Raw genomic sequence first — 23,917 nt, 5'->3', positions numbered from 1 at the left:
ATCCATGAACACCCAACTCACCGACCTCATGCAGCGGGCCACCGAGAACCTCGAGCCGATCACTCCGGACCTGCTCGAACGCAGTGTCCAGCAGGGCCTCCGGCTGCGCCGCCGCCGTACGACGGTGCTCAGCCTCACCGGCGCCGGGGCCATACTCGCCACCGTGGGCCTCATCGCCGGCGGTGTCCAGCTGCTCGGCAGTCCGTCGAACACAGCAGTCGCCAGTACGCCGATCCCGTTGGCGAAACCGACGCCGGCGGCCAAACCGAGCCACGTGACTCCGCAGCAGACGCTGGAAAGGCTCAAGTCCTTCGTCAAGGCACCAGGCCGCACTCTCTCGCAGCCCGAAACGTGGGGCACGTCCGAGGAGGGCTTCGCGGCAGCGGCGTACGTCGTCAACGACGGCAAGGGCGCCTCCCGCGTCGACGTACTGGTCGCCGGTGGCGGCGTTCAGGGCCTGTGCGAGTCCTCCGCGGCGAACTGCATCACCAACCCCGACGGTTCGAAACTGTTCACCCTGACCGAGCAGCCGGAGTACCCGGGTAACCGGAACAAGGACGGCGTCACCAGCAACCACGTCGAGATCTCCTACCCCGACGGTCGCTTCATCAGCATGACCAGCTACAACGCGCCCGCCGAGAAGGGGCAGCGCCACACTCGCCAGAAGCCGTTGTTCACGGTGGCCGAGCTCACCACGATGGCGAAGAGCAAGACCTGGAAGTTCCCGCCGGCCAACGTCGTGAAGCCGTCCGGCAAGGTGGTTCCGCCGTCGTCGAAGATCAAGCCCACCAAGTAAGCGCTGAGGCCCGGCTACCGCACGGGTAGCCGGGCCTCTCGCAGCTCAGCGGCGGATGAAGCGCACCGCGTCCGCCACCGCGTAGCCGTCGGCGGTATCGGTCAGCTCCACAGTTCCGGTCAGGCCGCCGGTGAAGTGGTAGGTGCCCAGCGTCACCCACTCCCCTCCGCGTACGTCGGGTGTACCGCGAACGGTCTGATCGACAGGGACTGTGCTGGAGCCGTCCGCGTGGTTGACGACGTACGGCGCGGCCTTGGACCGGTTGGACGCGGCGGTGTACGAGACCTGCACTTCGTAACGACCATCCGCCGGAAGGCAGGGCTGCCAGCGGACCCGCGAGCTCCCGTCGCCCGGTGCGTGCGAGGCGTAGTTGCCGCTGTAGTACCCCGCCACACCGGTGCCTGACGGCCATGTGCCCGAGACGACCGTGTAGCCGAGCGCACCGTTGTCCACAGTGATGGTCTCGGACACGTCCGGAGCAGCAGGTGCCTGTGTCAACGTCAACTGATCAAGCGAGATGCTCTGGCCACCACCACGCCCCGCACCGGCCGGCGCGAACCGGACCACGTGCTGTCCAGCTCTGAGTCGCACAGTGCCGAGCAGGAGTACGTCGTACCCGTTGGCGGTCTCGGATGTCGTGTCTATGAGGTTGTTGCGTGGTTTCAGGCCATCGACCGTCACGGAGACCAGTCCGCCGTCGGTAGATCGGTAGTAGCGCAGCCAGAGCTCGTACTCGCCAGGGCCGGGCGCCGTGACGTGATACTCGAGGCGATCTCCAGCTAGCTTGTAGGACTTCGTCTTCAGGCGTGGACCCTTCGCGAGACTGTCCCGGCCGTGCGTCAGCCACTCGAGGTTGAAGCGGCAGATGTTCACCCGCAGCGGGAAGCTCGCGATGTCGCCGTCACAGCCGTAGATCAGCACGATCGTCCCGTCGGACAGCCTCGCCAGGTCGGAGTAGTACGACCGATTCGGGTTGATCACTCGGCTGTAGCGGAAGGTCTGTGCGTCGTCGTAGCTGATCGACACGGTCATGTTGTAGCGGACCGGTGCATCCGGTCGGCTGAACAGGATCCGCCCGCGCGTGTAGCCGAGCATGCCCGCATCGACGGCGTTGAACGTCCCCGTACCGCCGTCCATCGTCGGCGCCGACCAGGTCAGCCCACGGTCCTTGCTGACCGAGGTGATCCGTTGCCTGTTCCCACCGGCGGCGTACCGTCCGTTGATGAGCACAGTGCCGTCATCACGCTGTACCAACCGGGCCTCATTGATCGGATAGTCGACCGACACCGGTACGGCGCCAGTGCTCTGCCACGTCCGCCCGTGGTCGTCGCTGTACACGGATGCGACGCCGTACATCCGCTCTGCCACGCTGTTGCCGACGATGACCCGCCGGTGCGCGACATTCATCAGCAGCCGGCCGTTGTCGAGCTGGATGCCGTGGCCGGGTCCGGGCGAGTGCAGCGCCCAGTCGTACCCGAAGTGGTCGAACAGGTCGAGCACCCTCGGCTCTCCCCACGTCACACCGCCATCCGTGCTGGAGACGACGTACAGCACGCCGGTATCGCCGGAGCAGCTCGTGTTCTCGGGCAAGCGGCCGGACAGGTTGTAGAACAGGAACACCTCGCCGGTGTGCCGATCACACACGAGTGCCGGGTTGCCCCACGACTGGCCGTCGACTGACGTCACCACGACCTGCGACTCGCTCCAGGTCTCGCCTTTGTCGGTACTGCGGCGCAGCAGCAGGTCACGCGGTCCCGCGTCGCACACCTCGTGACGTCCCTCGCTGAACGCCAGGATGGTGTCATCCGGCAACACCATCAGCCCGTGGACGTGGTAGTTGGCCAATGGCCCGGATGACGCGTCCCACAAGGTCTTCTCGTCGTACGACGGTTGCCCGGGGCCATGACCCGCGTACGCCGGCGTGATGCCCGTGACTGCGGCTCCCGCGGCCACTCCCAGTCCCACGGTGAAGGTCCGCCGGCCGATCAGTCCGTCGCTCATGACGCGCTCCCAGGGATGAGGTGGGCTTCCAGAGGTGCCACGACGTCGGCGAGCTGTCGCAGCTCGTCCGGCGTACAGGGCGCGAGGGGTGGTGCGCAGTGCGTTGGGCAGAGGCCCCGTGCATTCAGCAGCGCCTTGACGGTCGGTACGCCGGGACGTACCGCGTGGATCCTGGTCAGGGCGGTCGAGAGCTCCTGGAGCCGGTCGAGATCGGCGCCGGGGGCAACCATCTCGAGAGCGAGTCCGGGGGCCAGGTTGGCGATGCCTGGAGTGATTCCGTGGGCTCCGGCGCGGAGTGCGTCGGCCAATTGTGTCTCGTCGCCCTGACTGACCTCGAAGCCGGGGCGCGCGATCGAGAGCAGGTAGCGGAGCATGTCCGGGTCGCCCGAGGAGTCCTTGACGCCGGCCATGTGTGGCATGGCGACGAGCGCGTCGGCAGCCGCTTTTGTCAACAATGTGGAGCGAGGAGTGTTGTAGGCGACCACCGGCAGACCGTGACGACCCAGTGCGGCGAAGTGCGCGACGACCTCGTCGTCGCGGTGCTTGAAGAAGGTCGGTGGACTCGACACGATCGCGTCGGCGCCGGCCGCGGCCGCGTCGTCGGCTCGCCGTTCCGCTTCCGCCGTACCCGGTGCTGTGACGTTGACCAGGATCGTCCCGGCGGGCACGAGTTCGCGCCATCGCTTCACCACGCCGGTCACGAAGTCGCCAGATTCTTCGGCCGGGATCAGCGGTCCTTCGCCGTTGCTGCCGAGCAACATCAATCGCCGCACGCCCACCGAAGCCATCGCCGCCAGCAACGGCTCTCCAGCCTCCGTCGACGGCACCCCAGGCGCCGACATCGGAGTCACCAACGGCACCACCACACCACTCAGCAGACCAGCGGCCCCGGTCATGAGCGCCACCTCTTGTCGTCGAAGAGAGCTACTTCGCCGTGGTCCATCAGGGCGATCAGGCTCAGCAGTGCGCCCCAGGTCTGGAATGGCTCGCTGTTCGGCTTGTCGCAGGCGCCACCGTGCACGCTCGAGTAGTTCTCGTGCACGTGCCGGTGCTGGTTCCACTCCTTCAGCACCAACCGCGAACTCCCCTCAGCCAGCCACGCCGCCGTCTCCTTCTCACCGGCGCGCAGCAACCCCAGGTAGACCAGGAAGTTCACCGGTGGCCAGGCCCGGCCCTCCCAGTAGCTGGTCTCCTTCAGCTCGATCGGCTCGTGCCGCGGCGACGTCGGCAGGATCCACTCGCCGCCGAACCCGTCCTCGGCAATCAGGTGCTCGGCCACCATCCGCGCCGTACGCTCGCCGCCGCCAAGCCCAGCCAGTAACGGGTAGAAGCTCATTGTCGACAATCGTTCTGTCGGCAATCCGGTGTCGGTCCGCCGGCTGCGGTAGATCCCGCTCGGCTCGTCCCACAAGGTCCCCATCGCCCGGACGACGGTCTCGTGCCGCTCCCGCAGTTCCGTCACCGCGTCCGCTTGACCGAGGATCTCGGCGATCTCGGCCAGTGCCTCGCAATCGGCGGCGTACAGGCTGTTCATCCCGACGTCGTGCGCGGCGAGCAGACTCTTGGTCTGGTCGAACGGCACGTCGTCGAACACCGGATGCCCGTCCCAGCCGCTCTCACAGGTCGCCCCGAAGTGCTGGTGGATCCGCGGGATGTCCTGTGGCGACGGGAACTCCGGATCGAAGTACGTCGACCCCGTGCAGAGCAGCTCGCCGTCCCGGCGGACTCGCCACCACCAGCGGTTCCAGGACAGCAGCGCGTCGAACGTCTCCTCGAGGAACCACTGCTCACCGAACCGGCGGTACAACTCGAGGATTGTCAAAGATCCGATCGGCGGCTGCGAACCGTCGTACGTCTTCCGGCCGGTGCCCTGCTCGACGTTCGGCACGAAGCCGTCGGGGGTGATCGCGCGGAGCATCTCGACCGCGTTGAGGTAGGCGACCTCCTTGCTCTTCGGGGCTGCGATCAGGGCGTTGAAGAACGCGTCCCAGCAGAACAGCGCGTACCCGCCGCGTTTGCCGACATTCCACAATCGGCTCACGCCGGTGATCACGCGAGACTTGGACGGTTCGTAGATGGTGTTCCAGGAGATCGCGTCCCGGACGATCTCGTGATGCTGCGCGATCGGATCCGACCCAGCCGCCCCGATCTCCGCCGACGCCGCGGCCACGATCTCCGCAATCTCGGCCAGACTGCGAGCCCGCCCGGTACTGACGCCCACCGCGCCGCTCAACTCCAGCGCCAGGTACGGCCCATCGATGTCGACATACGGATCGTCGACCTGTGGTGCGGTCGCAAAGATGTCGACAATCCTCCCGTCGACAACGGTGGATCGCGGCGAGGCGCCTGGGGTTGGGAGTGCGGAGCCGGGCGTGGCACGGAGGTGGTCCGGCTCCCGGCTGACGATCCCCGGACGGTTCCACAAGTAGTTGACGGCGATTGTCAACAATCCGCTCTTCTGCTGGTTGGCCGTTGGCGTCACCAGCGCCACCAGGTCGTCTCCGGCATGCGCGGTCTGGACCCGGATCGTGATGCCGGCCCAGCTCACTGTGGTCTCCGTGTAACTGCCGTCGTACGCGTGCCGGCCGAGCGTCACGGTCTCGGCGCCCTCGGTCCGCCGCCCGATCTGCACCGTCCGCAACGACGTACCCCGGTAGTACTCCTTCAGGCCGAAGGACAAGCCCAGTGCCTCCGGCAGCAGCACCTGCGTGAGCACGCTGCGTGTGTCCCAGGTGTTCCACCCGCGGGCCACCTGCTCCTGGATCCGTTCGTAGGCCGCTTCACTCTCGTTCGTCATCGTTCCCTCGGATACTCGGCTCCGTCTGGTGGCAGACAGCCTCGCACCAAATCTCGTGGTAATACGAATTATTCGAGTGTCGCGTCGTACGGAGGCAGGTCCGGACGCTCTCCGCGCAGAAGCGGGTTCAGGCAGGGGGTTCGACGTACCAGTGAGGTAGTTCGTCGGGGTGCAGGCTGGTGGTGTCGCCGGGGCGGCTGAGGGTCAGCACCGCCTGGACGATCTCGGGGCGAGTGTTGAGGGCGTCCTCGAGTCCGTTCAGACGGGCGGCGACTACGGACTCGGGGTCGTTGCCGGCCAGGTCGACCGCGGCGACCAGGAAGATCTTGTCGGCGCCGACCCACTCCATGTGCAGGAAGCTGACCCTTTCGATGTCCGCGTGGTCGAGCAGCGCCCGCAGCGCGCGGTTGCGGGCCAGCGGCGTGACCGCCTCACCCGTCAGGAAGTCCATGTTCCGGCTGATCAGGAACAGCGCGACGCAACCGAGCAGCACACCGACCACGATCGACCCGATCGCGTCCCAGACCGCGTTGCCGGTCAGTTCGTGCAGCAGGATCGCCACCGCCGCGATCACGATCCCGATCAACGCCGACAGGTCCTCGACGAACACCGCCCGCAGGACCGGGTTCGACGTGAGCCGTACATAACGCCACGGCCGCAGCATCCGTTCCAGCGCGCCGGCCTTCGTCTGCCGCAGCGCCTGCGTGAACGAGATCCCTTCCAGGACGAACGAGATCGCGAGTACGGCGTACGCCCACGAGTAGGACGCGGTTTCGGTCTCCCCGCGCTGCAGCGACTGGATCCCGTGCCAGACCGACACGGCCGCGCCGACGGTGAACAATCCGAACGCGGCGAACATCGACCAGATGTAGCCCACCCGCCCGTACCCGAGCGGATGGGTCTGGTCGGCCGGCTTGCGACCCCGGCGCTCACCGACGAGCAGGAAGATCTCGTTGCCGGTGTCGGCCCAGGAGTGCGCGGACTCCGCCGCCATCGATGCCGAGCCGGTGATCACCGCGACCACCGTCTTCGCCACCGCGATCAGCAGGTTGGCAGTGAGGGCGACGAGCACGGTGAAGAAGCTCTCGCCTCCCGCCGCGTCCTGCTCCGAGCTGCTCACAGCCCGACCCTAAGCCCCGCACCCCGCTGCTCCCGGGAACCCGGCGCTCAGCCGGGTGGGCGGATGATGCGTTGCTCGATGGCCCGGGCGACGGCCGCGGCACGGGTCTCGACTTCGAGCTTGGTGTAGATGTGCGAGAGATGGGACTTGACCGTCGCCTCGCTGACGAACAGGCGACGGGCCAGCTCCCGATTCGACTGACCGGTCGCGAGCAGGCCGAGGATCTCGACCTCCCGCTCGGTGAGGAGCGGACCGGACCGCCGTACGAGTCGGGCCGCGACGGCCGGGGCCAGGACCGTCTCACCCCGCACGGTGCCGCGGATCGCCCGGAACAGATCCTCCGGCGGCGCGTCCTTCAGCAGATACCCGGAAGCGCCGGCGTCGATCGCGCTCAGGATGTCCGCCTCGGTGTCGTACGTCGTCAGAACCAGGACGTGAGGTGGTTCCGGAAGTGCCCGCAGGCGCCCGGTCACCTCGGCACCGCCCGGGCCTGCGCCGAGGTTGAGGTCCATCAGTACGACGTCGGGCCGGACCGCGGCGACGAGCTGCTCGGCGCTGTGCGCGTCCGACGCCTCGCCCACGACGGACAGGTCGTCCTGACCTTCAACCAGCGCGCGCATCCCGGCCCGCACCACGGGATGGTCGTCGACCAGCGCAACCCGGATCATGAGCGTTCCAACGGTATTGATGCCGCCAACGCCGTTCCCTCTCCTGGTTCACTTTCCAGCACCAGCGTTCCGCCGAGCTGCTTCAGGCGATCACGGATACCCGCCAGTCCTCGCCCGCGGTCGGGATCCATGGGTTGCTGAAGCAGACCGCGGCCGTCGTCTCGGACATCGAGGACGACAGCGTCCGGCTGGTAGGTCAGTGTGACCACAGCGGTGCTGGCAGCGGCATGTTCGAGCACATTGGCCAGTGCACCCCGGGCAGTACGCAGCAGGGCGGTTTCAACCTCCGGACCGAGCGACACCGGCGTACCGTGCACCTGGACCCGGACCTCCACACTGCTGTGCGCCGCAAGCCGCTCACAGGTCTGCCGGAGCGCGTCCGGCAACGCAGGAGCCCCGGAGACGGCCAATTCCGCGGGCGCCAGGTCTCGGACCACCCGCCGTACCTCATCCAACCCGTCCCGAGCCGTCGCGGCCGCCTGGGCCGCATGCTCGCGTGCCGCGGCGGGGCGGTCGTCCCACTCCCGTTCAGCGGCTTGGAGGAGCAGATTGATGCTGGAGAGTCCCTGAGCCACGCTGTCATGGATCTCCCGCGACAACCGCGCCCGTTCGGCCAGTGCGCCGGCCTGGTGCTGCGCATCGGCCAGATCACCCTGAGCCGCGTGCAGGTCGTCCAGCAGCGCCTGCCGCGCCAGTGCGTCCCGCTCCAGAGCCCGATAGGCCCCAACCGCGAGTACGGCGATGCACACAGGACCCAGCACGATCGTCGGGTCCAGCCGGTCAGCCATCCGGGTCCACTGGACCACTGTGGTGATCACCATGCCCGCAACGACCACACAGGCCGGCCAGAACGGCAGTACGCGCAGCGCCACGAACGACAGCGGTACGGCGCACCACGCGAACGAAGGCGCCAGCAAAACCAGCCCGAACCACACGACCACCAGCAACCCGAGCCACACTGCTCCAGGCAGCACTCGGTGTGCGGCGTACGTCGCCAGCAGCACCAGAGCGCCCGCAAGCACCCAGGGCGCCCGGTCGTCGAACCCGTGGCCGGTCAGGTACCGGACCGCGGAGGCGATCACCAGGACGACGAACGCCGCGTGCAGCGCCGTCACCAGCCCGTTGGCATGGCCGAGGATCGCGGCCGGTGTGCGCTCTCGATCTCCGGCGAGTGAAGTGGTCATGTCCTGCCGATGGTAGGCCCGGCGGACCGGCTTCCGAATCATCCGTTCGGCTATCCGATGGTGGCCGAACACCCGTCGTGTGGGCCTGCGCAGCGGACCAGGCTGGAGGCAGTCCACCCGTTCGAGTGATGAGAGGTCCTCATGTCAGTCCGCTCCCTGTCCGCGACTCTGGCACTGTCCGTTGCCCTGGTCAGCGTCGGCGCCGGCGTATCCACCGCGTCCGCCCGGCCCAGTTCATATGAGCTACCCGGCGATACCGGCGGGTCGAAGTTCGAGGGCATCGGGTACGACGCCCGCACGCAGCGGTACTACGTCTCGGAGACCACCGGCGGCGAGATCCACCGCGGCCAACTGCGGTCCGCGACCGCAACCGAGTGGCTGCCCGGCGACGGCACCGACAACCGCTGGACCGCCCGTGGCGTCACCGTCGACGCGCACGGCCGGGTGTACGTCGCTGGTGGTCCGAACGGCATCGATCACCCCGGTGCGCCGGACCTGTGGGTCTACGACCGTGACGGACGGCTGCTCGCGGCGCTGCGGACCGGCGTACCGAACGCGTTCCTGAACGACCTCGTGATCGGGCCGGACGGCGCGGCGTACGTAACCAACTCGAACGCTCCGCAGGTCTTCCGGGTCGCCCAGCAGCACGGCCGCTGGACCATCCGGACCTGGGCGGACGCCACCGCGACGATCCCGACCCAGACCGGCTTCAACCTCGGCGGAATCGTCCTGTCCCCGGACCGGAGCGCACTGGTCGTGGCCCAGGGCAACGTCGGCAAACTCTGGCGGTTCTCGCTGCGCACCGGCGTGGTTTCGGCCGTCGACACCGGTACTGCGGACCTGGTCAACGCCGACGGTCTCGTGCAGGACGGCCAACGGCTCTGGGTGGTCCGGAACTTCTCCCGCGTGCTGACCACGCTGCAGCTGTCCGGCGACGGCCGTACGGCGCGACTCGTCTCAGCGATCTCCACCGACCCGGACCGGGTGCTCACCACCGCGAAGCTCGCGCAGGGCAGACTGCTGCTCGTCGACAGCAAGTTCGACGAGCCGACCGCGCTCCCGCCGTACCAGGTCATCACCCTGACGCCGCCGCGCCAATGATCCGCGCCATGACAGTGGCTGCCGTCATCCTGCTGACGGCAGCCTGCACGACCACTGAGAGCCCACCACCGCAGAGGACTACCGCCGTGTCGACAGTCAGCACGCTCGATCAGCAGCTGATCGCCGCCGCCTGGAAGAACGACGTCGCCGAAGCCCGCAGTCTGATCACCAAGGGCGCGGACGTGAACGCGGTCGACGACACCGTGCAGAGCGCCTTCCTGATCGCCGCCAGCGAGGGCTACCTCGACCTGCTCGACCTCACGCTGCAGCATGGCGCGGACATCCGGAGCCTCGACAGCTACCACGGTACGGCGCTGATCCGCGCCGCTGAGCGTGGTCACGCGGCCGTGGTCGGCCGACTGCTCCAGGCCGGGGTGACCGTCGACCAAGTCAACAATCTCGGCTGGACCGCCCTGCACGAGGCCGTCCTGCTCGGCAAGGGCACCCCGCAGTACGTCGACACCGTGCGGCTGCTGATCGCCGCCGGAGCGGACCGCAACAAACCTGCTGAGCGCGATGGCACCACGCCGGTGCAGGGGGCGCGCTCGATGGGCCAGACCGAGGTGGCAGCCGTTCTCGCCACCAAGCGGCCGAGCTCTCCGGCCGCTGCGCTGCTCTCGGCCGCCACCTCCGGCGACGCGAACCAGGCTGCCGCCGCACTGGCCGCCGATGCGCCGATCGAGTCCCGCGACGGCAACCGCCGTGCGGCCCTGCTGCTGGCGTCCTTGAACGACCGCGTCGACGTCGCCCGCCTGCTGGTCGCACTCGGCGCGGACCCCGACGCGCAGGACGATCGCCATGACTCGGCCTGGCTCGTCACCGGCGTCACCGGCAGCGTCGCGATGCTCGAGACCCTCCTCCCCGCGAAACCCGACCTCACCCTGCGCAACCGCTTCGGCGGCATCTCGGTGATCCCGGCCAGCGAGCGCGGTCACGTCGACTACGTCCGCCGCGTCGTCCAGACCGGCATCGACGTCAACCACGTCAACAACCTCGGCTGGACCGCGCTCCTGGAAGCCGTCATCCTCGGCCAGGGCACCGAGCCGTGGCAGCAGATCGTCCGCATCCTCCTGACCGCCGGCGCCGACCCATCCCACCCCGACGGCGACGGTGTCAGCCCTCTCCGGCACGCCGAGAAGCGCGGCTACAACGAGATCGCCAGAATCCTCCGCGAGTCAGGAGCTCGCTAGGGCCAGATCGAGTGCTTCGGAGGACGGCTAGGCCCAGATCGCGGCCGGAGGCCCGTCGCCGAGTGCCTCGGGAGGGTCGGGGTAGGCGACGGCCCGGCCCTCGGCGTACCGCCTGGCCGTCCACGCCACTGCGGCCGCGTCGAGTACATCGTCAACGGCCGCGAACTCGCCCGCCGGACCGATGTCGCCGGTGAGGCCCAGGCCAACGCTCGCGAGCAGTCGCCTGCGCTCTTCCCCGCCCGCCCAGGTCGATTTCGGATGACTCAAGGGCCGCCCGGCCATCGTTGCGAAGCAGACCTCCGGGTGCACCTCGATCACCGCGCACCGAGCGCTCGACAGCCAGGCGTCGACCTCGAGGACCTTCCTCCGCAACGCGAACGCCTGCTGGCTCAGACCCTTCCCGGTCGCCCGCACGTTCAACGCCGACGCCTCCGCGTGCGTGATCGCCATCAGCGCCTCCCTGACCGGCGTCGCGAACACCGACGACGCCCGCCGGCCCACCACCCGTCGCGCCAGTACGTCGGCCTGCCTCGACCCCGCCGACGGCAGCCCGATCGGAATGTCCACACCCAGCACGGCCGGCGCGCCATCCACCTCGGCCGCCTCGACCAACTCCGCGATCGTCGTCCCGAAGTACGCCTTGAGGTCGTCAGCGACCCCCACCCACCCCTTCTTACACGCGTCGACCCCCACTACCCGCGTACCTGCCATCCATTCCTCCGCAAGTCTGATGACACGATTGTCGGGTGCGGGTCTTCTCTGGCGGTGTGGACGGTGGTGACGAGGCCGTCGAGTTGGCTGTCGGGCACGCGTTGGTGCGGCGGGTGTCGGCCGGGGAGGTGGAGGAGGCGCTGCGGGTCTATCGGCCGGCCGCGCCGGTGGTGGTGTTCGGTCGGCGGGACACGCGGCTTCCGGGGTTCGGGGCGGCCGTGGGTGCGGCCCGGGCGGCTGGGTTCGAGGCTCTGGTGCGGGCAGTGGGTGGGCGACCCGTCGCGTACACGACCGAGGCGTTGGTGGTGGACCACGTCAAGCACGAGCGGCTGGCACCGGACGGTATGGAGACTCGGTTCAAGCAGTACGGGATGCTGTACGCCGACGTGCTCCAGACCCTCGGGATCGACGCGCGGGTCGGAGCGGTGCCTGGCGAGTACTGTCCGGGTGCCCACAGCGTCAACGCGCGCGGTGTGGTGAAACTGGTCGGCACAGGGCAACGCGTCGTACCCAGCGGCTGGTTGTTCAGCGCACTGGTCGTCGTGGGCGACGATGCGCGTCTCCGACCGATGCTGGCCGACATCTACCGGCACCTCGAGCTGCCGTTCGACCCGGTGTCGGTCGGCTCGCTCTCGACGGAGGTGCCCGGACTGACCGTGGAAACCGTCGAGCACCAAGTCCTCGACGCGTACGGCGCGACCGACCCGCAACCACTGGACGACGCGACCCTCGCACTGGCGCAGTCGCTCGCCGGAGATCACCGGGCCGACTAAGACAGGCAACGAGAAGGCAGGTCGAACCACCTGAGGTGGTCGAAGTCCGCGTTCACCTGTCCCTCGGCGTCCGGTCCGGTCTCCTGGCAGGTCGACAGCAACTCTCGCGCCTCCGCCAGGTAGTCCTGCAGGGCTGACTCCGGCGCGGTGTGGTCGTGGCGTGGATACCTCAGCCTGCCGTCGGCGTCGTACCCGACCTGCGACAGGCGCATGGGCGGCTCGACCGGGCCACGATGGTGCCGCCACAGCCCGTTCGCCGGGTCGAACCGGTAGTCGCCCAGCAGCCGCCACCCGTCACGGGCGACCAGCTTGACGGCATCGACGACGTACGCGAAGACGGCCTCCGAGATGAAGTAGTTGAAGTTCACCCGCACCCAGCCGGGCTTGATCCCCTCGCACCCGTGCAGGATCTCCTCGGCGAACTCGTGCGACCGCTCCAGGTCGATCCCCAGCAGCGTGTGCCCGTACGGACCCGCGCACGAGCACCCGCCCCGCGACTGGATCCCGAACAGGTCGTTCAGCAGCGCGACGACGAAGTTGTGGTGCAGATACCGCCCGGACGGCGCCTTGACCACGAACGACACGATCGACAGCCGCTCGGAGTCCAGATTGCCGAGGATCTGGAGGTGCGGCTCGTCCTTCCACGCCTCGACCGCACGCCGCAGGTACGCGTCCTCGTGCGCACGGATCACATCGATCCCGACCGCCTGCTTGAGCTGGAACGCCAGTCCGGCCCGGATCGACCCGATGATCGCCGGTGTGCCGCCCTCCTCCCGGTGCACCGGGTCGTCGAGGTAGCGGTGCTCCAGCGGGTTCACGTACGCGACAGTCCCACCACCTGGTACGTCGGGCACCCGGTTGCGGAGCAGTTCCCGCCGGGCCACCAGTACGCCGGGAGTCCCCGGTCCGCCGATGAGCTTGTGTGGACTGAGGAAGATCGCGTCCTTGTACGACAGCGGGTCTGCGTCGGGGTCGCCGTACATCTCGATCTCGACGTACGGCGCCGCGGCGGCACAGTCCCAGAACGACAGAGCGCCGTACCGATGCAGCAGGGCCGACACCCGATGGGTGTTGCTGACGATGCCGGTGACGTTGCTGGCGGCCGAGAACGAGCCGATCTTCAGGGGGCGATCGGCGTACTCGATCAGGCGTTTCTCGAGCTGCGGGATGTCGATGTGGCCGTCATGGTCCTGGCTGATCACGACCACGTCGGCGATCGACTCGCGCCACGGGAGCTCGTTGGAGTGGTGCTCGTACGGCCCGATGAACACGACTGGGCGCTGGTCCGGCGGGATCTGGTCGGTGAGGTGGTAGGTGTCGTCCAGCTCGGCCGGGATGCGCAGACCGAGGATGCCGATCAGCTTGTCGATCGCACCGGTCGCACCGGACCCGCAGAAGATCACCGCGGTCGCGTCGTCGCCGCCGACGCTCTGGTGGATGATCCGGCGCGCGTCCTCGCGCAGGCGGGTGGTCTGCAGGCCGGTGCCGCTGGACTCGGTGTGCGTGTTCGCGTACCGCGGGAGGACTTCCTCGCGGATGAAGTCCTCCAGGAAGGTGAGCGCGCGTCCGGACGCGGTGTAGTCCGCGTACGTGACCCGGCGCGGACCGTACGGCCCGGGCATCACCTGGTCGTCACCGATCACCGACGCGCGGATTCGCCGCAGCAGCGGCGTGTCCGGCGGCATCTCCCCCTGGATCCTCATGCCCCAGAGTAGAGCGGACGAGTGACGTTCGTCGCGTGCTGTGGCCGCGAGCTGTGGATAAGGTCGGTGCCAATCGACGGCGAGGAGTGGGGATGACGTTTTCCAGCGAGCTGTGGGACCGCGGTGGGGCGCCGGTGTACGACGCGATCGTCCAGCACCCGTTCATCACCGGGCTGACCGACGGGACGCTCGACCACGATGCGTTCCGTTACTTCATCGTCCAGGACAGTCACTACCTGCGGGCGTACTCGCGGGCGCTCACTCTGGTCGCCGCACGCGCGGTCGACGAGGACGCGGTCCGCATGTTCGCCCTGCACGCCGCCAACGCCATCGAGGTCGAGCGGTCGCTGCACACGTCACTGCTGGGCTCTTTGGGCTTGACGCCGGCCGATGTCGACGCAGCCGGGTCCGGGCCGACGACAACGGCGTACATGTCCTATCTGACCGCGGTCTGCGCCACGGGCACGTACGCCGAGGCTGTGGCCGCCGTACTGCCCTGCTACTGGATCTACCGCGACGTCGGCCGCGAACTGCTGAAGCGGTCGTCGCCGGACCCGCTCTACCGGGAGTGGATCGAGACGTACGGCTCGGACGAGTTCGACGCGGTGGTGGAGTCGGTGCTCGCGGTCACGGACGGACTGGACGTGAGCGCGTCGGAGCGGGAACGTTGTCATCAGCACTTCGCTACGACGTGCCGCTACGAATGGATGTTCTGGGACGCCGCGTACCACAAGCTCGATTGGCCGGTCGGATGAAGGACTTCTACGACGTCGTGATCGTCGGGGGCGGGCACAACGGCCTCGTCGCCGCCACCTATCTGGCCCAGTCCGGGATGTCCACGCTCGTACTGGAGCAACAGGCCCACACCGGCGGCGCAGCGGTCAGCGAGCAGGTGTTCCCCGGTGTGGACGCGCGCCTGTCCCGCTACTCGTACCTGGTCAGCCTGCTGCCCGACAAGGTCGTCGCCGACCTCGGGCTGTCGCTGGACCTCCGCTCCCGCGCAGTGGCGTCGTACACGCCGGTACGACGCTCTGGACGCGATCTGGGCCTGATGGTCGAGCGACCGGAGGGCGCTGCCACCCGGGCGTCGTTCGAGGCACTCACCGGAGGCGATGCCGACTATGCGGCTTGGACCTCCTTCTATGGTGCCGTCGGCTCCCTTGCCGCCGCCATCGCGCCCACACTGCTCGAACCTCTGCAGTCCGCCGCCGCACTGCGCTCATCTGTCGATTCGGAGCTCTGGGACGAGCTCATCGAACGACCCCTCGGCGAAACCATCGAACGACGCTTCACCGACGACACTGTCCGCGGCGTGGTCGCGACCGACTCCGTCATCGGTACATTCGCATCCCTCCACGACGAGTCACTGATCCAGAACCGGTGCTTCCTGTACCACCTGATCGGCAACGGCACGGGTGAGTGGCGGGTACCAGTGGGCGGCATGGGCGCGGTCACGGACGCCCTGGCCGAGGCAGCCCGCCGGGCCGGCGCCGCACTGGTCACCAACGCATCGGTGACCTCCGTGGAAGCAGACGGGGTCCGTGGGTCGGTCACCTGGATGGGCGGCGATGGTGAGCGGTCGGTCGACTGCTCGTACGTCCTCTCCAACGTCGCACCGGCCACGCTGGATGCTCTACGTGGCCGCCCGGCCGACGTACGGCCTGAGGGGTCGCAGCTGAAGATCAACCTGCTGCTGCGCCGGCTGCCCAGGTTGAAGTCCGGTGACGATCCGGCGCGGGCCTTCGCCGGGACCTTCCACATCGACGAGGACTACAGCCAGCTGGAGTCGGCGTACGTCGACGCGGCCGCCGGTCTGCTGCCCGCCGTACCTCCCTCGGAGGTCTACTGCCACTCCCTCACCGACCCGTCGATCCTGTCGCCGTCTTTGGTTGCCTCCGGCCACCACACGCTGACCGTCTTCGGCGTCCACTTCCCCGCCCGCTTGTTTGCCTCCGACAACGACGCCACCCGCGCTGAAGCCGCCCGCCGGGTGCTGGCCGGCTTGGAGTCCTACCTGGCCGAACCGCTCGAGGACTGCATCGCCCGCGACGCCGACGGGAACCTCTGCGTCGAGGCCAAGACGCCGTACGACATCGAGCAATCCGTAGGCATGCCCGGTGGCCACATCTTCCACGGCGACCTCCAGTGGCCCTGGGCCACCGACGACACCGATGTCGGCCGCTGGGGCACCGAGACCGACGTCGCCAACCTCCTGATCTGCGGTTCCGGCGCCCGCCGCGGCGGCGCCGTCTCCGGCCTCGGCGGCCACAACGCCGCCATGACCATCCTCACCCGCTAACCGATTTCGCATCTCCCCGATCCCCCTGCTACGATCCTCATCGTTCGCAAGCGCCGCTAGCTCAATTGGCAGAGCAGCTGACTCTTAATCAGCGGGTTCGGGGTTCGAGTCCCTGGCGGCGCACAAAAGCCCAGGTCAGAGCGTTGACCTGGGCTTTCGTGTATCCCGCTCCCATGCTTTACCCCATGCTTTTCACTCCTGCCGCTCCTCCACGAGCTTCCGCAGCGTCGGGGGCAACGCCTGGGGCATGTCAGGTGTCCACCCGGCCAGACCTGCGTTCTGGGGCTGCTGGTTCAACGCGGCTTCGAGTGCAGCGGCCGCTGCCGGGTTCTTGGCCCGGCGAGCCATGTACACGTCCTGGGTCAGCGACGGCCGCGCGTGCCCGAGCTGGTCCGCGATCTGCCGCGCGCTCTGCCCGGCGTCGTCCAGGATCGTCGCTGTCGTCTTGCGGAACGAGTGCGACGTGATCCACGCAAGGGCGTCAGCCTGACTACCTTCGGTGGCCTGGGTCGCGAGGTCCAGCACCTCGGTCCGGTCATCGCCGTGCACCCGGTAGAGGTCGAGCAACAACTCGGCGGCGGGCATCTCCAGCCGGACGCGGGCAGTCTCGACCAGGCTGACCCGCGACTGCGGCCAGTCCAGCGTCATCGCCGTCACGGCTTGCGACAGACCTGCCGCGCGGCGCGCTTCCTGGAGCCGTCGTCCGAGCTCGCGGCGCGTCTCGCTACCGACCGGTGACCGAGCTCGCCGCAGGTCCCGCCTTACGTTGGTCGGATCGCGGTACTCACCGTCGGCGTTCGCGAAGATCGGCTGATCCAACCGACCGCCATCCATCAGGCGGCGGCGGAGCATCGCCATGCCCCACGCCGGCACTTTTAGGACCCGCTCCCCTGCCCGGGACTTCGTCCTGATCCGGATGAGTCCCTGGCCCTTCACACGGATGATCTGGTGTGTGATCTCCACCTCGCTAGCCGTGAAGTTGACCTGATGACCGAGCACAGCCACGGATTCCCCGATCCGTACGCCGGTCGCCAGCATGAACGTCGACAAGTCGGGAAGATCAGCCGCGAGCGCGCCGGGATCACTCCGGAGCTGCTCGAACCACGCCTCCCGTTCGTCGTCTGTGAGCGCTCGCGCTTTGCGTTTGGACTCCGTCTCGATCGTGTCGACATCCCTGATCGGGTTGTAGTCGATCGCTCCGTATCGAGCGGCCAGCCCCAGGGTTCCCGAAACGACGCTCCGGCAGGTCTTCGCGGTCGGCGGCCCAACCTCCGCCTTGATCCGCCCGATCACCTTGTCCAGCAGCGGCGTAGTCAGCTCACCCAGCCGAACCTCTCCCAGCGCTGGCAGCACGTGATTGTCGAGCTGCCGCCGATACGTGTCCACAGTGCCCGGTGACCTCTTCCCGTCCCGCACCTTCTCTTCGAGCTTGCCGAACCACAGCTCGGCGGCGACCGAGAACCGATCCATAGCGTCCAGCCCTGCATCTTGGTTCGCCCGGCGTCGATTCTTGAGCTTCTCGACCAGGTTGTTTTCAGCCTGCGAGATGGTGCGCCCGATCGCCTCCACCTGTCGCACCTTGCCGTCGAAGTCACGGTAGTTCGCGACGGACCGATGCGAGGTCGCTTTGCCTTTCTCGTTGCGCACGGCAACATAGGTCCGGATCTTTCCCCAACTCCCCAGCGGCAGGGGTTTGCGTGCCATTCCAGGTGTCCTCTCAGGCTGCTTGCTTCTGGGATTCGAACCACGCCACGACGTCGGCGGGGTCGTAGCGGAGGTGCTTGCCGATCCGCGCACCCACCGGCCCCTCTCCAGTGAGCCGCCACTTGTAGATCGTCTTGACCGACACCTGCAGGAAGTCGGCCACGTCGCGCACCGTCCATCGGGCGGCGTGCTGGCCGATCAAGGTCAGGTCGAGTTCTGCGATTCCTTCGGTCACTTGTGATGCCTCCCTAGGTCAGGCGCAGTCGGTGGCGTCGTCGCCGGATAGGTCGGGAACAGCTCTGGGTCCCCAAGCCGTCCCAGCCGTCCCAGCCGTAACTTCCCTGGTCAGGTCCGGGACGGCTTGGTTGGTTGGGACGGCTTGAGCCGTCCCAAAGGTGGAAGCCGTCCCCGGTGTGACCTGCGCGGGGACGCCTGGGACGGCTGGGACGGCTTCCCGATCGGCGGTCGTTTTGGGTTCCGGGCAGTAGCGGTTCCACGCGTCGGTGAAGTCGCTGCGGGTGTAGCCCTTGGCCTGCCCGGTGGTGAATCGGATGTTGCTGGAACGGATCTCGAAGTCGCGCAGCAGGTTGCCGAGCTTCATCGGGGTCAGCCCGTTCGGCCCGTGGGTTGCCCATGGCGCTTCCGGGTCGCCCTTGAGCCGGTCGAGCAGTTCGGCGGTGGGCAGCGCGTCGGCGTCCTGGAAGGCGATCCGGCAGTCAGCCAGCAGCCGAGTGTGGAGCGATCCGTCATCGCCCGCGTCGCGGTCGCTGGTGAGTGCTACAGCGGCCTTCCTGGCGGCCCGTGGCCACTGCCCGCCTGCCAGGTCGGCAACGGCGATCATCGGCTCCCAGGTGTCTGCCGCTCGGTCTTCCAGTGGCATCTCTGGGGCTGCGTCGGTCAGCTCGTCCAGGTGCGCGGTCAGCCAGCGATTCAGGCTGTGCCGCAACACGTCCAGCTCGGGACCGTCCCGGCGTACCCGGTAGGGCTGTACGGACTCACCTGGTGCGCGGCGGCGCATGCGGATGACGGCGGCGCGGTCCTCGATCGTGTCCGGCATCGCACCGATACCCGCGAGTGCTGCCATGGCGAACGTCGGGTGCTTCTCCACCGCGTCCCGACCCGCGTTGTAGCGGATCGTCGTCCGGCCGCGTTGGTGTCCGGCGTTCAGCAGTCCGCGCAGGTCTTCGTCACCGTTGGCCTTGGCACCAAAGATCGCGTCGGCCTCATCGATCAGAAGGGTCGGTGGGTCGCTCGGTTTCATGCTGATCGACCGGTAGACCGCAGACGGTGACGCGTTGGTCGTCATCAGCGGCCGGTGACATAGCCCTTCCACCATGTCCAACAGTCGCGACTTGCCGCATCGCTTCTCGGGTGCCCGGATCACCAGCCGGGGCGCGCAGTTCCAGGCCGGTACGGCGTGGCTTGCGCCGATCCAGAGCACGACGGCGATCAGCGCGGAGTTGCTGGGCAGGATGACGTACCGGCTGATGGTGGCGGCCACGTCGTCTAGCAGTTCGGCACCGTCGATCGCCTCGGGGATGGCCTCGTCGGTGTCGGTTGGGGTGGTCATGCGGCGATCCCTTCGTCACGGAAGCCACCAGCGATGGCGGCTCGGATGTCGCGGGCGGTTTGCTCGGCTTGCTGCCCCACGTCGGTCAGTACGGCGATCGCGTCGGCGTGGGTGATCGCACCGGCTGCGACCATCCGTGCAACGCCTCTCGCTGCGCCATAGAGCGTTGTTCGGCGCTTGCCCTCGGGTGCGTTTCGGACGGCGGCCAGGTGCGCACTGAGCAGCCGTTCAGGGTGGGAGATGCCCCCCGCCTGCTGGGTGCCGATTTGGCCGGCGCATGGCACAGGGGCGACCGGTGGAGGCAGGCAGGCGGTGACGAGAGCGGGGGGCATCTCCGTTGGTTCGGCCGGTCCAGTGCCCCATCGGTACGGCTCGCCCGTGCGGTGGTGGATCGACGGCGGGAGGACGACGTAGCCGCCGTCTGCCTTGATGTCGATCCCGGCCCGGTTCGGCATCGGCCGTGACGGGATCTCGCGGCCGGGGTGGCGGTAGTACAGGTGCACACCACCGGAGCCGGTGCGAACCCAGAGCGTGCGCGGCACGAGCTCGCGCGCCAGCAGCTCAGCCAGACTGTGCCCTCCGCCGTGCGCGGGGTCCACGTCGACCACCAGCAGCCCGGACACAGCCCCGGTCCGGACGGCCAGCTGTCCGGCCGGGACTGCGGCCACGATCGCGGCGACACGGACCGGGTCGGTGCTGGCGGCGTAGAACCCGTGACAGGTCAGGTGCCCACAAGTCGCCGGGTCGTGCGCGTCTTTTGGGCAGTCGTCGCAGTTGGCCACCGGCCGCTTGGAACGCCCGAGCATGAACACCGGCCAGCCACGTTCGGCAGCGTCCAGCGCGGCGGCGAGGACCGGCGACGGCGCGATCACTTGGCGCCCCAGGTGTCGCCGATGCCGACGGCCTTCCACTTGGCTCGGGAGGTGCAGAAGCTGTGGGTCTTACCTGCGGTGTCGCGGATCTTGACCCACCAGCAGGGCTGGTACTGGGCTTTCCCGTTGACCCAGCTCTGCTGGACTCGGTAGTCCTTGTCCACAACGGTTCCGGTCTCGGTGCAGGCGCTGGTCAGTGCCAGGATTGCGACGGCGATTGCGGTCCCGATGAGTCGCTTCATGGTCGGTTCCTCCTCGAGGTGGATCACGCGGCGTGCGGGTAGGTGGCGGTGTTGATGCAGGTCAGGCAGCGGCCGTCTGAGGTGGGGATGCAGTAGTCGGTGACGGTCTGGCAGAGCTGGCAGGTGCGGCGGGCTTGCATGGCCCTGTCGAGGGCGTTGAGCTGCGCGGGCGACGGCACCCGCGACGGGCGGGCGCGGTCGAGCCGGTAGAGCCATGCCCAGCGTTTGCCGCCTCGCCACACCAGCAGCGCGTACGGCTCTGACCGCCCGGACTCATCCGCATCGCCCGGAGCTGGCGGCGGGTGGCGAGTCCTGCGGGTGCCCATCGGAACCGGAACACCGGCGTGCCGTGCAGGTCCCAGCCGAGGGCCTGTTTGCCGTTCCACAGCTCGATCCACCGGGCCGCGGCCGGGTGCAGGCTGGCGCGGTCGATCGGCGCGGCCATCAGCGCTTGCCCTTGCTGGTGGTGGAGTTCTCTCCCGCGCCTCGGACGGCGCGGATGTGGTTGATGACGTGGCGGCCGAGCCGGACCCGCAGCCCGGAGCCCTGGCAGCGCGGGCAGTGCCGGTAGGCGCGGCCGAAGGGGGATTTGAACTTGCCGACGCCCTTGCAGCGGCGGCATTTGCCGAACGGCCAGATCAGGCAGGTGAACAGGTAGAACGCGACGGCGATGGTCACGATGAGTGCCACCGTGGCGGCCTGGCCGGCGGTGTGGACCGTAGCGGCGAGGTCGCTACCGTGGGTAGCGGCGGTGGGGATAGCGGTAGCGGCGGGGGTGAGCATGAGTTGCCTCCGAGGGCCGGTTTTTGGGCGTAGGAGCCGGGGCCGCTACTCGCTACGCGTGAGCGAACGGCCTGGTCAGGTTGAGGTTGCGGGGTAGCGAGACGGGTAGCGCAGCCGCTACCAGTAGCGTTAGGGCCGCTACTTGGGCCGTCCCGCACCCTCAGTTCAGTTGGTTACTCTGTGTTGCCAGCGGCTTAGGTGCCGGACGGGTCGCGGCGGGCCATCGCGGCGCGCAGGTCGTCGCCCTTGAGGCCCTTGCGGACCACGCCGTCGCGCTTCACGTTCACGCTCGGGACACCGAGGGCGCGGGCCTGCGCGCTGATCGCGTCGGGCGTGGTGCCGTCGTACTGCTCCGGCATCTGGTTCGCCAGGCGCCCGGCGAGCGTGTCCCAGTGCGCCGTGCCGTCCGGACCCATCACGGCCAGCAGGTCGGCCAGCACGTCACGGGTGGCTCGCTCCAGCTCTTCCCCGGCCGCCTCGCCGGTCAGGGTGCCGAACTGCTCGCGGTGCTTGCGGGCGGCGGTGAGGATCTTGTCCGCGTCGGCCGCGTCGGCCAGGAACGACCGCACCGTGGGGGTGTTGTCGGTGACGCCGTACAGGTAACCAACGCCCCGGTACTCATCGCCCACCGGCAGCGTGGACGCGTCGAACCCTTCGGCGTAGGCGTCGCCACCCAGCACGGCCTCGGACACAATGCGGTTGCCGCACTTGAGCGCGAACCGTGCCGAATGGTTGTCGCGGTACCGGTTGAACAACCGGCCCACGTCCCCCGCGCCCACACCAGACGGCTTCTGCGAACTGGAGATGATCACCACACCCGCCGACGGGCCGACCGCCTGAATCCGCGACAGCTTCGCCGCGATCTCCTTGTTGACCGCCTGGTCCTCGGTCTCGAAGTAGACCTGGAACTCCTCCATCACCATCACCAGCACCCGCAGGTCCGGGTAGCGCGGATCCCGAGCGAGTTCCTTGGTCATCTTGCCGTCTGGGCACATCGTGACCGGCAGCGTCGTCAGGATGCTGTTGACCCGGTCGATGTGGGCCAACACCTCGTCCAGGATCGCCTGGAGGTGCTCGACCGGGTTGTCGTCGTTCGGGTTCGGGTGGGTACCGAACACAGTCCGATGCGCGATCTTCTTGAACGCCAACCAGTCCGGGGAGTTCTTGCCGTCAGCAACGATCAACTTCACGTACGGGTCCAGCGCGGCCCACAGCGCCACCAGCCGGGCGAAGAAGGTCTTGCCCTTACGGGGCTGTGCGCCAACCAGGAGCGAGTTCCACATCAGCAGCAGCGTCACCAGCGAGTCCCGCTCGTCCTTGCCCAGCTTGACCGGGTCCCAGATCGAGCGCGGCTTGCAGTCCAGCATCTCCGTGCGGCCCACCGCGACGGCCAGCGGGTCGCGATCGGACACGAACAGCGTGTGCCGCCGCGAGCTGGTCTTGTCCGGCGTCAGGAACACCTGGTTCACGTGCACATCGAGACCGGACGCGATCTTCTCCCGGGCGCCGGCCACGTCGGACCAGCCCTTGCCGTAGGGCAGGTCCACGACCACCTGAGACCCGGTGTTCTTCGCGTCCCTGGACATCGGGGACCCGAAGCGCACCTCCTGGTCCGCGCGGTCCGGCTTACCGAGACCGGCCGCGTAGTAGGCGCGCAGGACGATGTCGGAGTTGAGTTTGCGGAACCGGGGCGCGACCACCGCCGTGCCGACGAGGGTCTGACCTGCCGGGCGCCCGAAGTGCGCCAGGCCCGCGACCGCAGCCGCACCCGCCGCGACGAGACCAGCCGCAGGCGCGGCGTTCCACAGGATCGGGGCCGCGATCAACAGTCCAAGGTTCTGCAGCGCCAGCACGCCGCCGCGCCACATGCGGGTGGCCTTGAGCTGGCGGTGGATCTTCTCCCACTCCTTCAGCTCCCCCGCGTCGGCGGCCTTCTGCTCCAGCGCGACCGAGTTCGGGACCCACCACCAGCGCATCTGCTGACCGATCAGCCGCGACAGACCACGACCGGCAAACCAGCCCAGCTTGGTCGCATACCAAGGCGAGCGGATCGCGTGGAACGCCGTCACGTGCCCGGCCCGGGCGAGTGCGCGGGTGGTCGTGGCGCGCACGTTCTCCGGGCGCAGGTGGGTCGGGATGATCGGCAGCCGCTGGCCGTCCGCGACCGGCACCGGCAGACCAGGGGTGTCCACCGGGACCATGACCTTGCCGGTCGACGGGTCGTCGTCGGTGTCGTCGAGGGCGATTTCGTAGGCGGTGTCCATCGACTCGACCTCGCCCGGCGACAGCGGGACCAGCGCGCCGGCCAGCTCGTCGGCGGGCTTGGTGTCGTCGTCGCGGCGCGCGCGGTGCGCCTCGAGGTCGATCGGCTCGGGCAGCTCGTTGCTCATCGACTCAGTCATG

General features: G+C 68.4%; 22 protein-coding genes and 1 tRNA gene. 7 read left to right on the top strand and 16 right to left on the bottom strand.

The annotated features are described in order from the left end of the window. Window positions 1–4 precede the first annotated feature (4 nt). Window positions 5–796 (top strand): hypothetical protein, encoded by a 792-nt coding sequence (locus tag ACZ3HV_RS42390; RefSeq protein WP_465693407.1) that lies wholly within the window; start codon window positions 5–7, stop codon window positions 794–796. Window positions 797–841: 45 nt separating this feature from the next. On the opposite strand, the gene ACZ3HV_RS42385 is transcribed toward ACZ3HV_RS42390, so the two are convergent. The 6 genes from ACZ3HV_RS42385 to ACZ3HV_RS42360 all read right to left on the bottom strand — a co-directional run bounded on the left by ACZ3HV_RS42385 (window position 842) and on the right by ACZ3HV_RS42360 (window position 8,566). Next, a complete protein-coding gene (locus tag ACZ3HV_RS42385) occupies window positions 842–2,797 on the bottom strand; it encodes a golvesin C-terminal-like domain-containing protein (protein ID WP_465693405.1) in 1,956 nt (651 codons plus the stop codon). Continuing rightward, a complete protein-coding gene (locus ACZ3HV_RS42380; RefSeq protein WP_465693403.1) occupies window positions 2,794–3,693 on the bottom strand; it encodes a dihydrodipicolinate synthase family protein in 900 nt (299 codons plus the stop codon). The genes ACZ3HV_RS42385 and ACZ3HV_RS42380 overlap by 4 nt, the downstream gene beginning before the upstream one ends. Beyond that, on the bottom strand, window positions 3,690–5,594 hold the full coding sequence (locus tag ACZ3HV_RS42375) for an MGH1-like glycoside hydrolase domain-containing protein (protein WP_465693402.1): 1,905 nt from the start codon (window positions 5,592–5,594) through the stop codon (window positions 3,690–3,692). The genes ACZ3HV_RS42380 and ACZ3HV_RS42375 overlap by 4 nt, the downstream gene beginning before the upstream one ends. Before the next feature lie 127 nt (window positions 5,595–5,721). Then, window positions 5,722–6,714 carry a cation diffusion facilitator family transporter gene (locus ACZ3HV_RS42370; protein WP_465693400.1) on the bottom strand — a complete coding sequence of 331 codons (993 nt, stop codon included), beginning with the start codon at window positions 6,712–6,714 and terminating at the stop codon, window positions 5,722–5,724. A 47-nt stretch (window positions 6,715–6,761) separates the two neighbouring features. After that, on the bottom strand, window positions 6,762–7,382 hold the full coding sequence (locus ACZ3HV_RS42365) for a response regulator (RefSeq protein WP_465693398.1): 621 nt from the start codon (window positions 7,380–7,382) through the stop codon (window positions 6,762–6,764). Next, entirely contained in the window at window positions 7,379–8,566 is a 1,188-nt protein-coding gene (locus ACZ3HV_RS42360) for a sensor histidine kinase (protein ID WP_465693396.1), read from the bottom strand. Before ACZ3HV_RS42360 ends, ACZ3HV_RS42365 begins: the two co-directional genes overlap by 4 nt. Window positions 8,567–8,707: 141 nt before the next feature. On the opposite strand from ACZ3HV_RS42360, the gene ACZ3HV_RS42355 reads away from it, so the two are divergent. After that, window positions 8,708–9,667 (top strand): SMP-30/gluconolactonase/LRE family protein, encoded by a 960-nt coding sequence (locus ACZ3HV_RS42355; protein WP_465693395.1) that lies wholly within the window; start codon window positions 8,708–8,710, stop codon window positions 9,665–9,667. An 86-nt stretch (window positions 9,668–9,753) separates the two neighbouring features. Beyond that, window positions 9,754–10,857: an ankyrin repeat domain-containing protein gene (locus tag ACZ3HV_RS42350; RefSeq protein ID WP_465693394.1), complete on the top strand. Its 1,104-nt coding sequence runs from the start codon at window positions 9,754–9,756 to the stop codon at window positions 10,855–10,857. 27 nt (window positions 10,858–10,884) lie between these two features. On the opposite strand, the gene ACZ3HV_RS42345 is transcribed toward ACZ3HV_RS42350, so the two are convergent. Further along, the gene (locus ACZ3HV_RS42345) at window positions 10,885–11,568 is read right to left on the bottom strand and encodes a DUF429 domain-containing protein (protein WP_465693392.1); all 684 of its coding nucleotides are present in this window, start codon (window positions 11,566–11,568) and stop codon (window positions 10,885–10,887) included. A 35-nt stretch (window positions 11,569–11,603) separates the two neighbouring features. Between ACZ3HV_RS42345 and ACZ3HV_RS42340 the strand changes: the two genes are divergently transcribed. Continuing rightward, the gene (locus ACZ3HV_RS42340) at window positions 11,604–12,341 is read left to right on the top strand and encodes a lipoate--protein ligase family protein (protein ID WP_465693391.1); all 738 of its coding nucleotides are present in this window, start codon (window positions 11,604–11,606) and stop codon (window positions 12,339–12,341) included. On the opposite strand, the gene ACZ3HV_RS42335 is transcribed toward ACZ3HV_RS42340, so the two are convergent. Then, window positions 12,338–14,044 carry an aminotransferase class V-fold PLP-dependent enzyme gene (locus ACZ3HV_RS42335; protein WP_465693390.1) on the bottom strand — a complete coding sequence of 569 codons (1,707 nt, stop codon included), beginning with the start codon at window positions 14,042–14,044 and terminating at the stop codon, window positions 12,338–12,340. The genes ACZ3HV_RS42340 and ACZ3HV_RS42335 overlap by 4 nt on opposite strands. A gap of 92 nt (window positions 14,045–14,136) precedes the next feature. On the opposite strand from ACZ3HV_RS42335, the gene tenA reads away from it, so the two are divergent. The 3 genes from tenA (at window position 14,137) to ACZ3HV_RS42320 (ending at window position 16,466) form a co-directional block, all read left to right on the top strand. Beyond that, window positions 14,137–14,799: a thiaminase II gene (gene tenA, locus ACZ3HV_RS42330; protein WP_360371869.1), complete on the top strand. Its 663-nt coding sequence runs from the start codon at window positions 14,137–14,139 to the stop codon at window positions 14,797–14,799. Continuing rightward, the gene (locus tag ACZ3HV_RS42325) at window positions 14,796–16,343 is read left to right on the top strand and encodes a phytoene desaturase family protein (protein WP_465693388.1); all 1,548 of its coding nucleotides are present in this window, start codon (window positions 14,796–14,798) and stop codon (window positions 16,341–16,343) included. The genes tenA and ACZ3HV_RS42325 overlap by 4 nt, the downstream gene beginning before the upstream one ends. A 50-nt stretch (window positions 16,344–16,393) precedes the next feature. After that, a tRNA-Lys gene (locus ACZ3HV_RS42320) sits at window positions 16,394–16,466 on the top strand. 69 nt (window positions 16,467–16,535) lie between these two features. On the opposite strand, the gene ACZ3HV_RS42315 is transcribed toward ACZ3HV_RS42320, so the two are convergent. The 8 genes from ACZ3HV_RS42315 to ACZ3HV_RS42280 form a co-directional block, all read right to left on the bottom strand. After that, the gene (locus tag ACZ3HV_RS42315) at window positions 16,536–18,047 is read right to left on the bottom strand and encodes a helix-turn-helix domain-containing protein (protein WP_465693387.1); all 1,512 of its coding nucleotides are present in this window, start codon (window positions 18,045–18,047) and stop codon (window positions 16,536–16,538) included. Between the two features lie 13 nt (window positions 18,048–18,060). Continuing rightward, window positions 18,061–18,282, bottom strand: a complete 222-nt coding sequence (locus tag ACZ3HV_RS42310) for a helix-turn-helix domain-containing protein (RefSeq protein WP_465693386.1) — start codon at window positions 18,280–18,282, stop codon at window positions 18,061–18,063. Between the two features lie 18 nt (window positions 18,283–18,300). Then, window positions 18,301–19,617 (bottom strand): DUF3631 domain-containing protein, encoded by a 1,317-nt coding sequence (locus ACZ3HV_RS42305; protein WP_465693384.1) that lies wholly within the window; start codon window positions 19,615–19,617, stop codon window positions 18,301–18,303. Beyond that, window positions 19,614–20,489: a bifunctional DNA primase/polymerase gene (locus ACZ3HV_RS42300; protein WP_465693383.1), complete on the bottom strand. Its 876-nt coding sequence runs from the start codon at window positions 20,487–20,489 to the stop codon at window positions 19,614–19,616. Before ACZ3HV_RS42300 ends, ACZ3HV_RS42305 begins: the two co-directional genes overlap by 4 nt. Next, entirely contained in the window at window positions 20,486–20,731 is a 246-nt protein-coding gene (locus ACZ3HV_RS42295; RefSeq protein ID WP_465693381.1) for a hypothetical protein, read from the bottom strand. The genes ACZ3HV_RS42300 and ACZ3HV_RS42295 overlap by 4 nt, the downstream gene beginning before the upstream one ends. Window positions 20,732–20,754: 23 nt before the next feature. Next, window positions 20,755–21,057: an RRQRL motif-containing zinc-binding protein gene (locus ACZ3HV_RS42290; protein ID WP_465693380.1), complete on the bottom strand. Its 303-nt coding sequence runs from the start codon at window positions 21,055–21,057 to the stop codon at window positions 20,755–20,757. Window positions 21,058–21,175: 118 nt separating this feature from the next. Next, entirely contained in the window at window positions 21,176–21,514 is a 339-nt protein-coding gene (locus ACZ3HV_RS42285) for a hypothetical protein (RefSeq protein ID WP_465693379.1), read from the bottom strand. A gap of 194 nt (window positions 21,515–21,708) precedes the next feature. Further along, a complete protein-coding gene (locus ACZ3HV_RS42280; protein WP_465693377.1) occupies window positions 21,709–23,916 on the bottom strand; it encodes a cell division protein FtsK in 2,208 nt (735 codons plus the stop codon). Between the last annotated feature and the right edge of the window lies 1 nt (window position 23,917).

It is taken from the genome of Kribbella sp. NPDC020701 (assembly GCF_055562215.1).
Note: the sequence above shows the minus strand (reverse complement) of the source record. Positions and strands in the feature narration are given on the sequence as shown.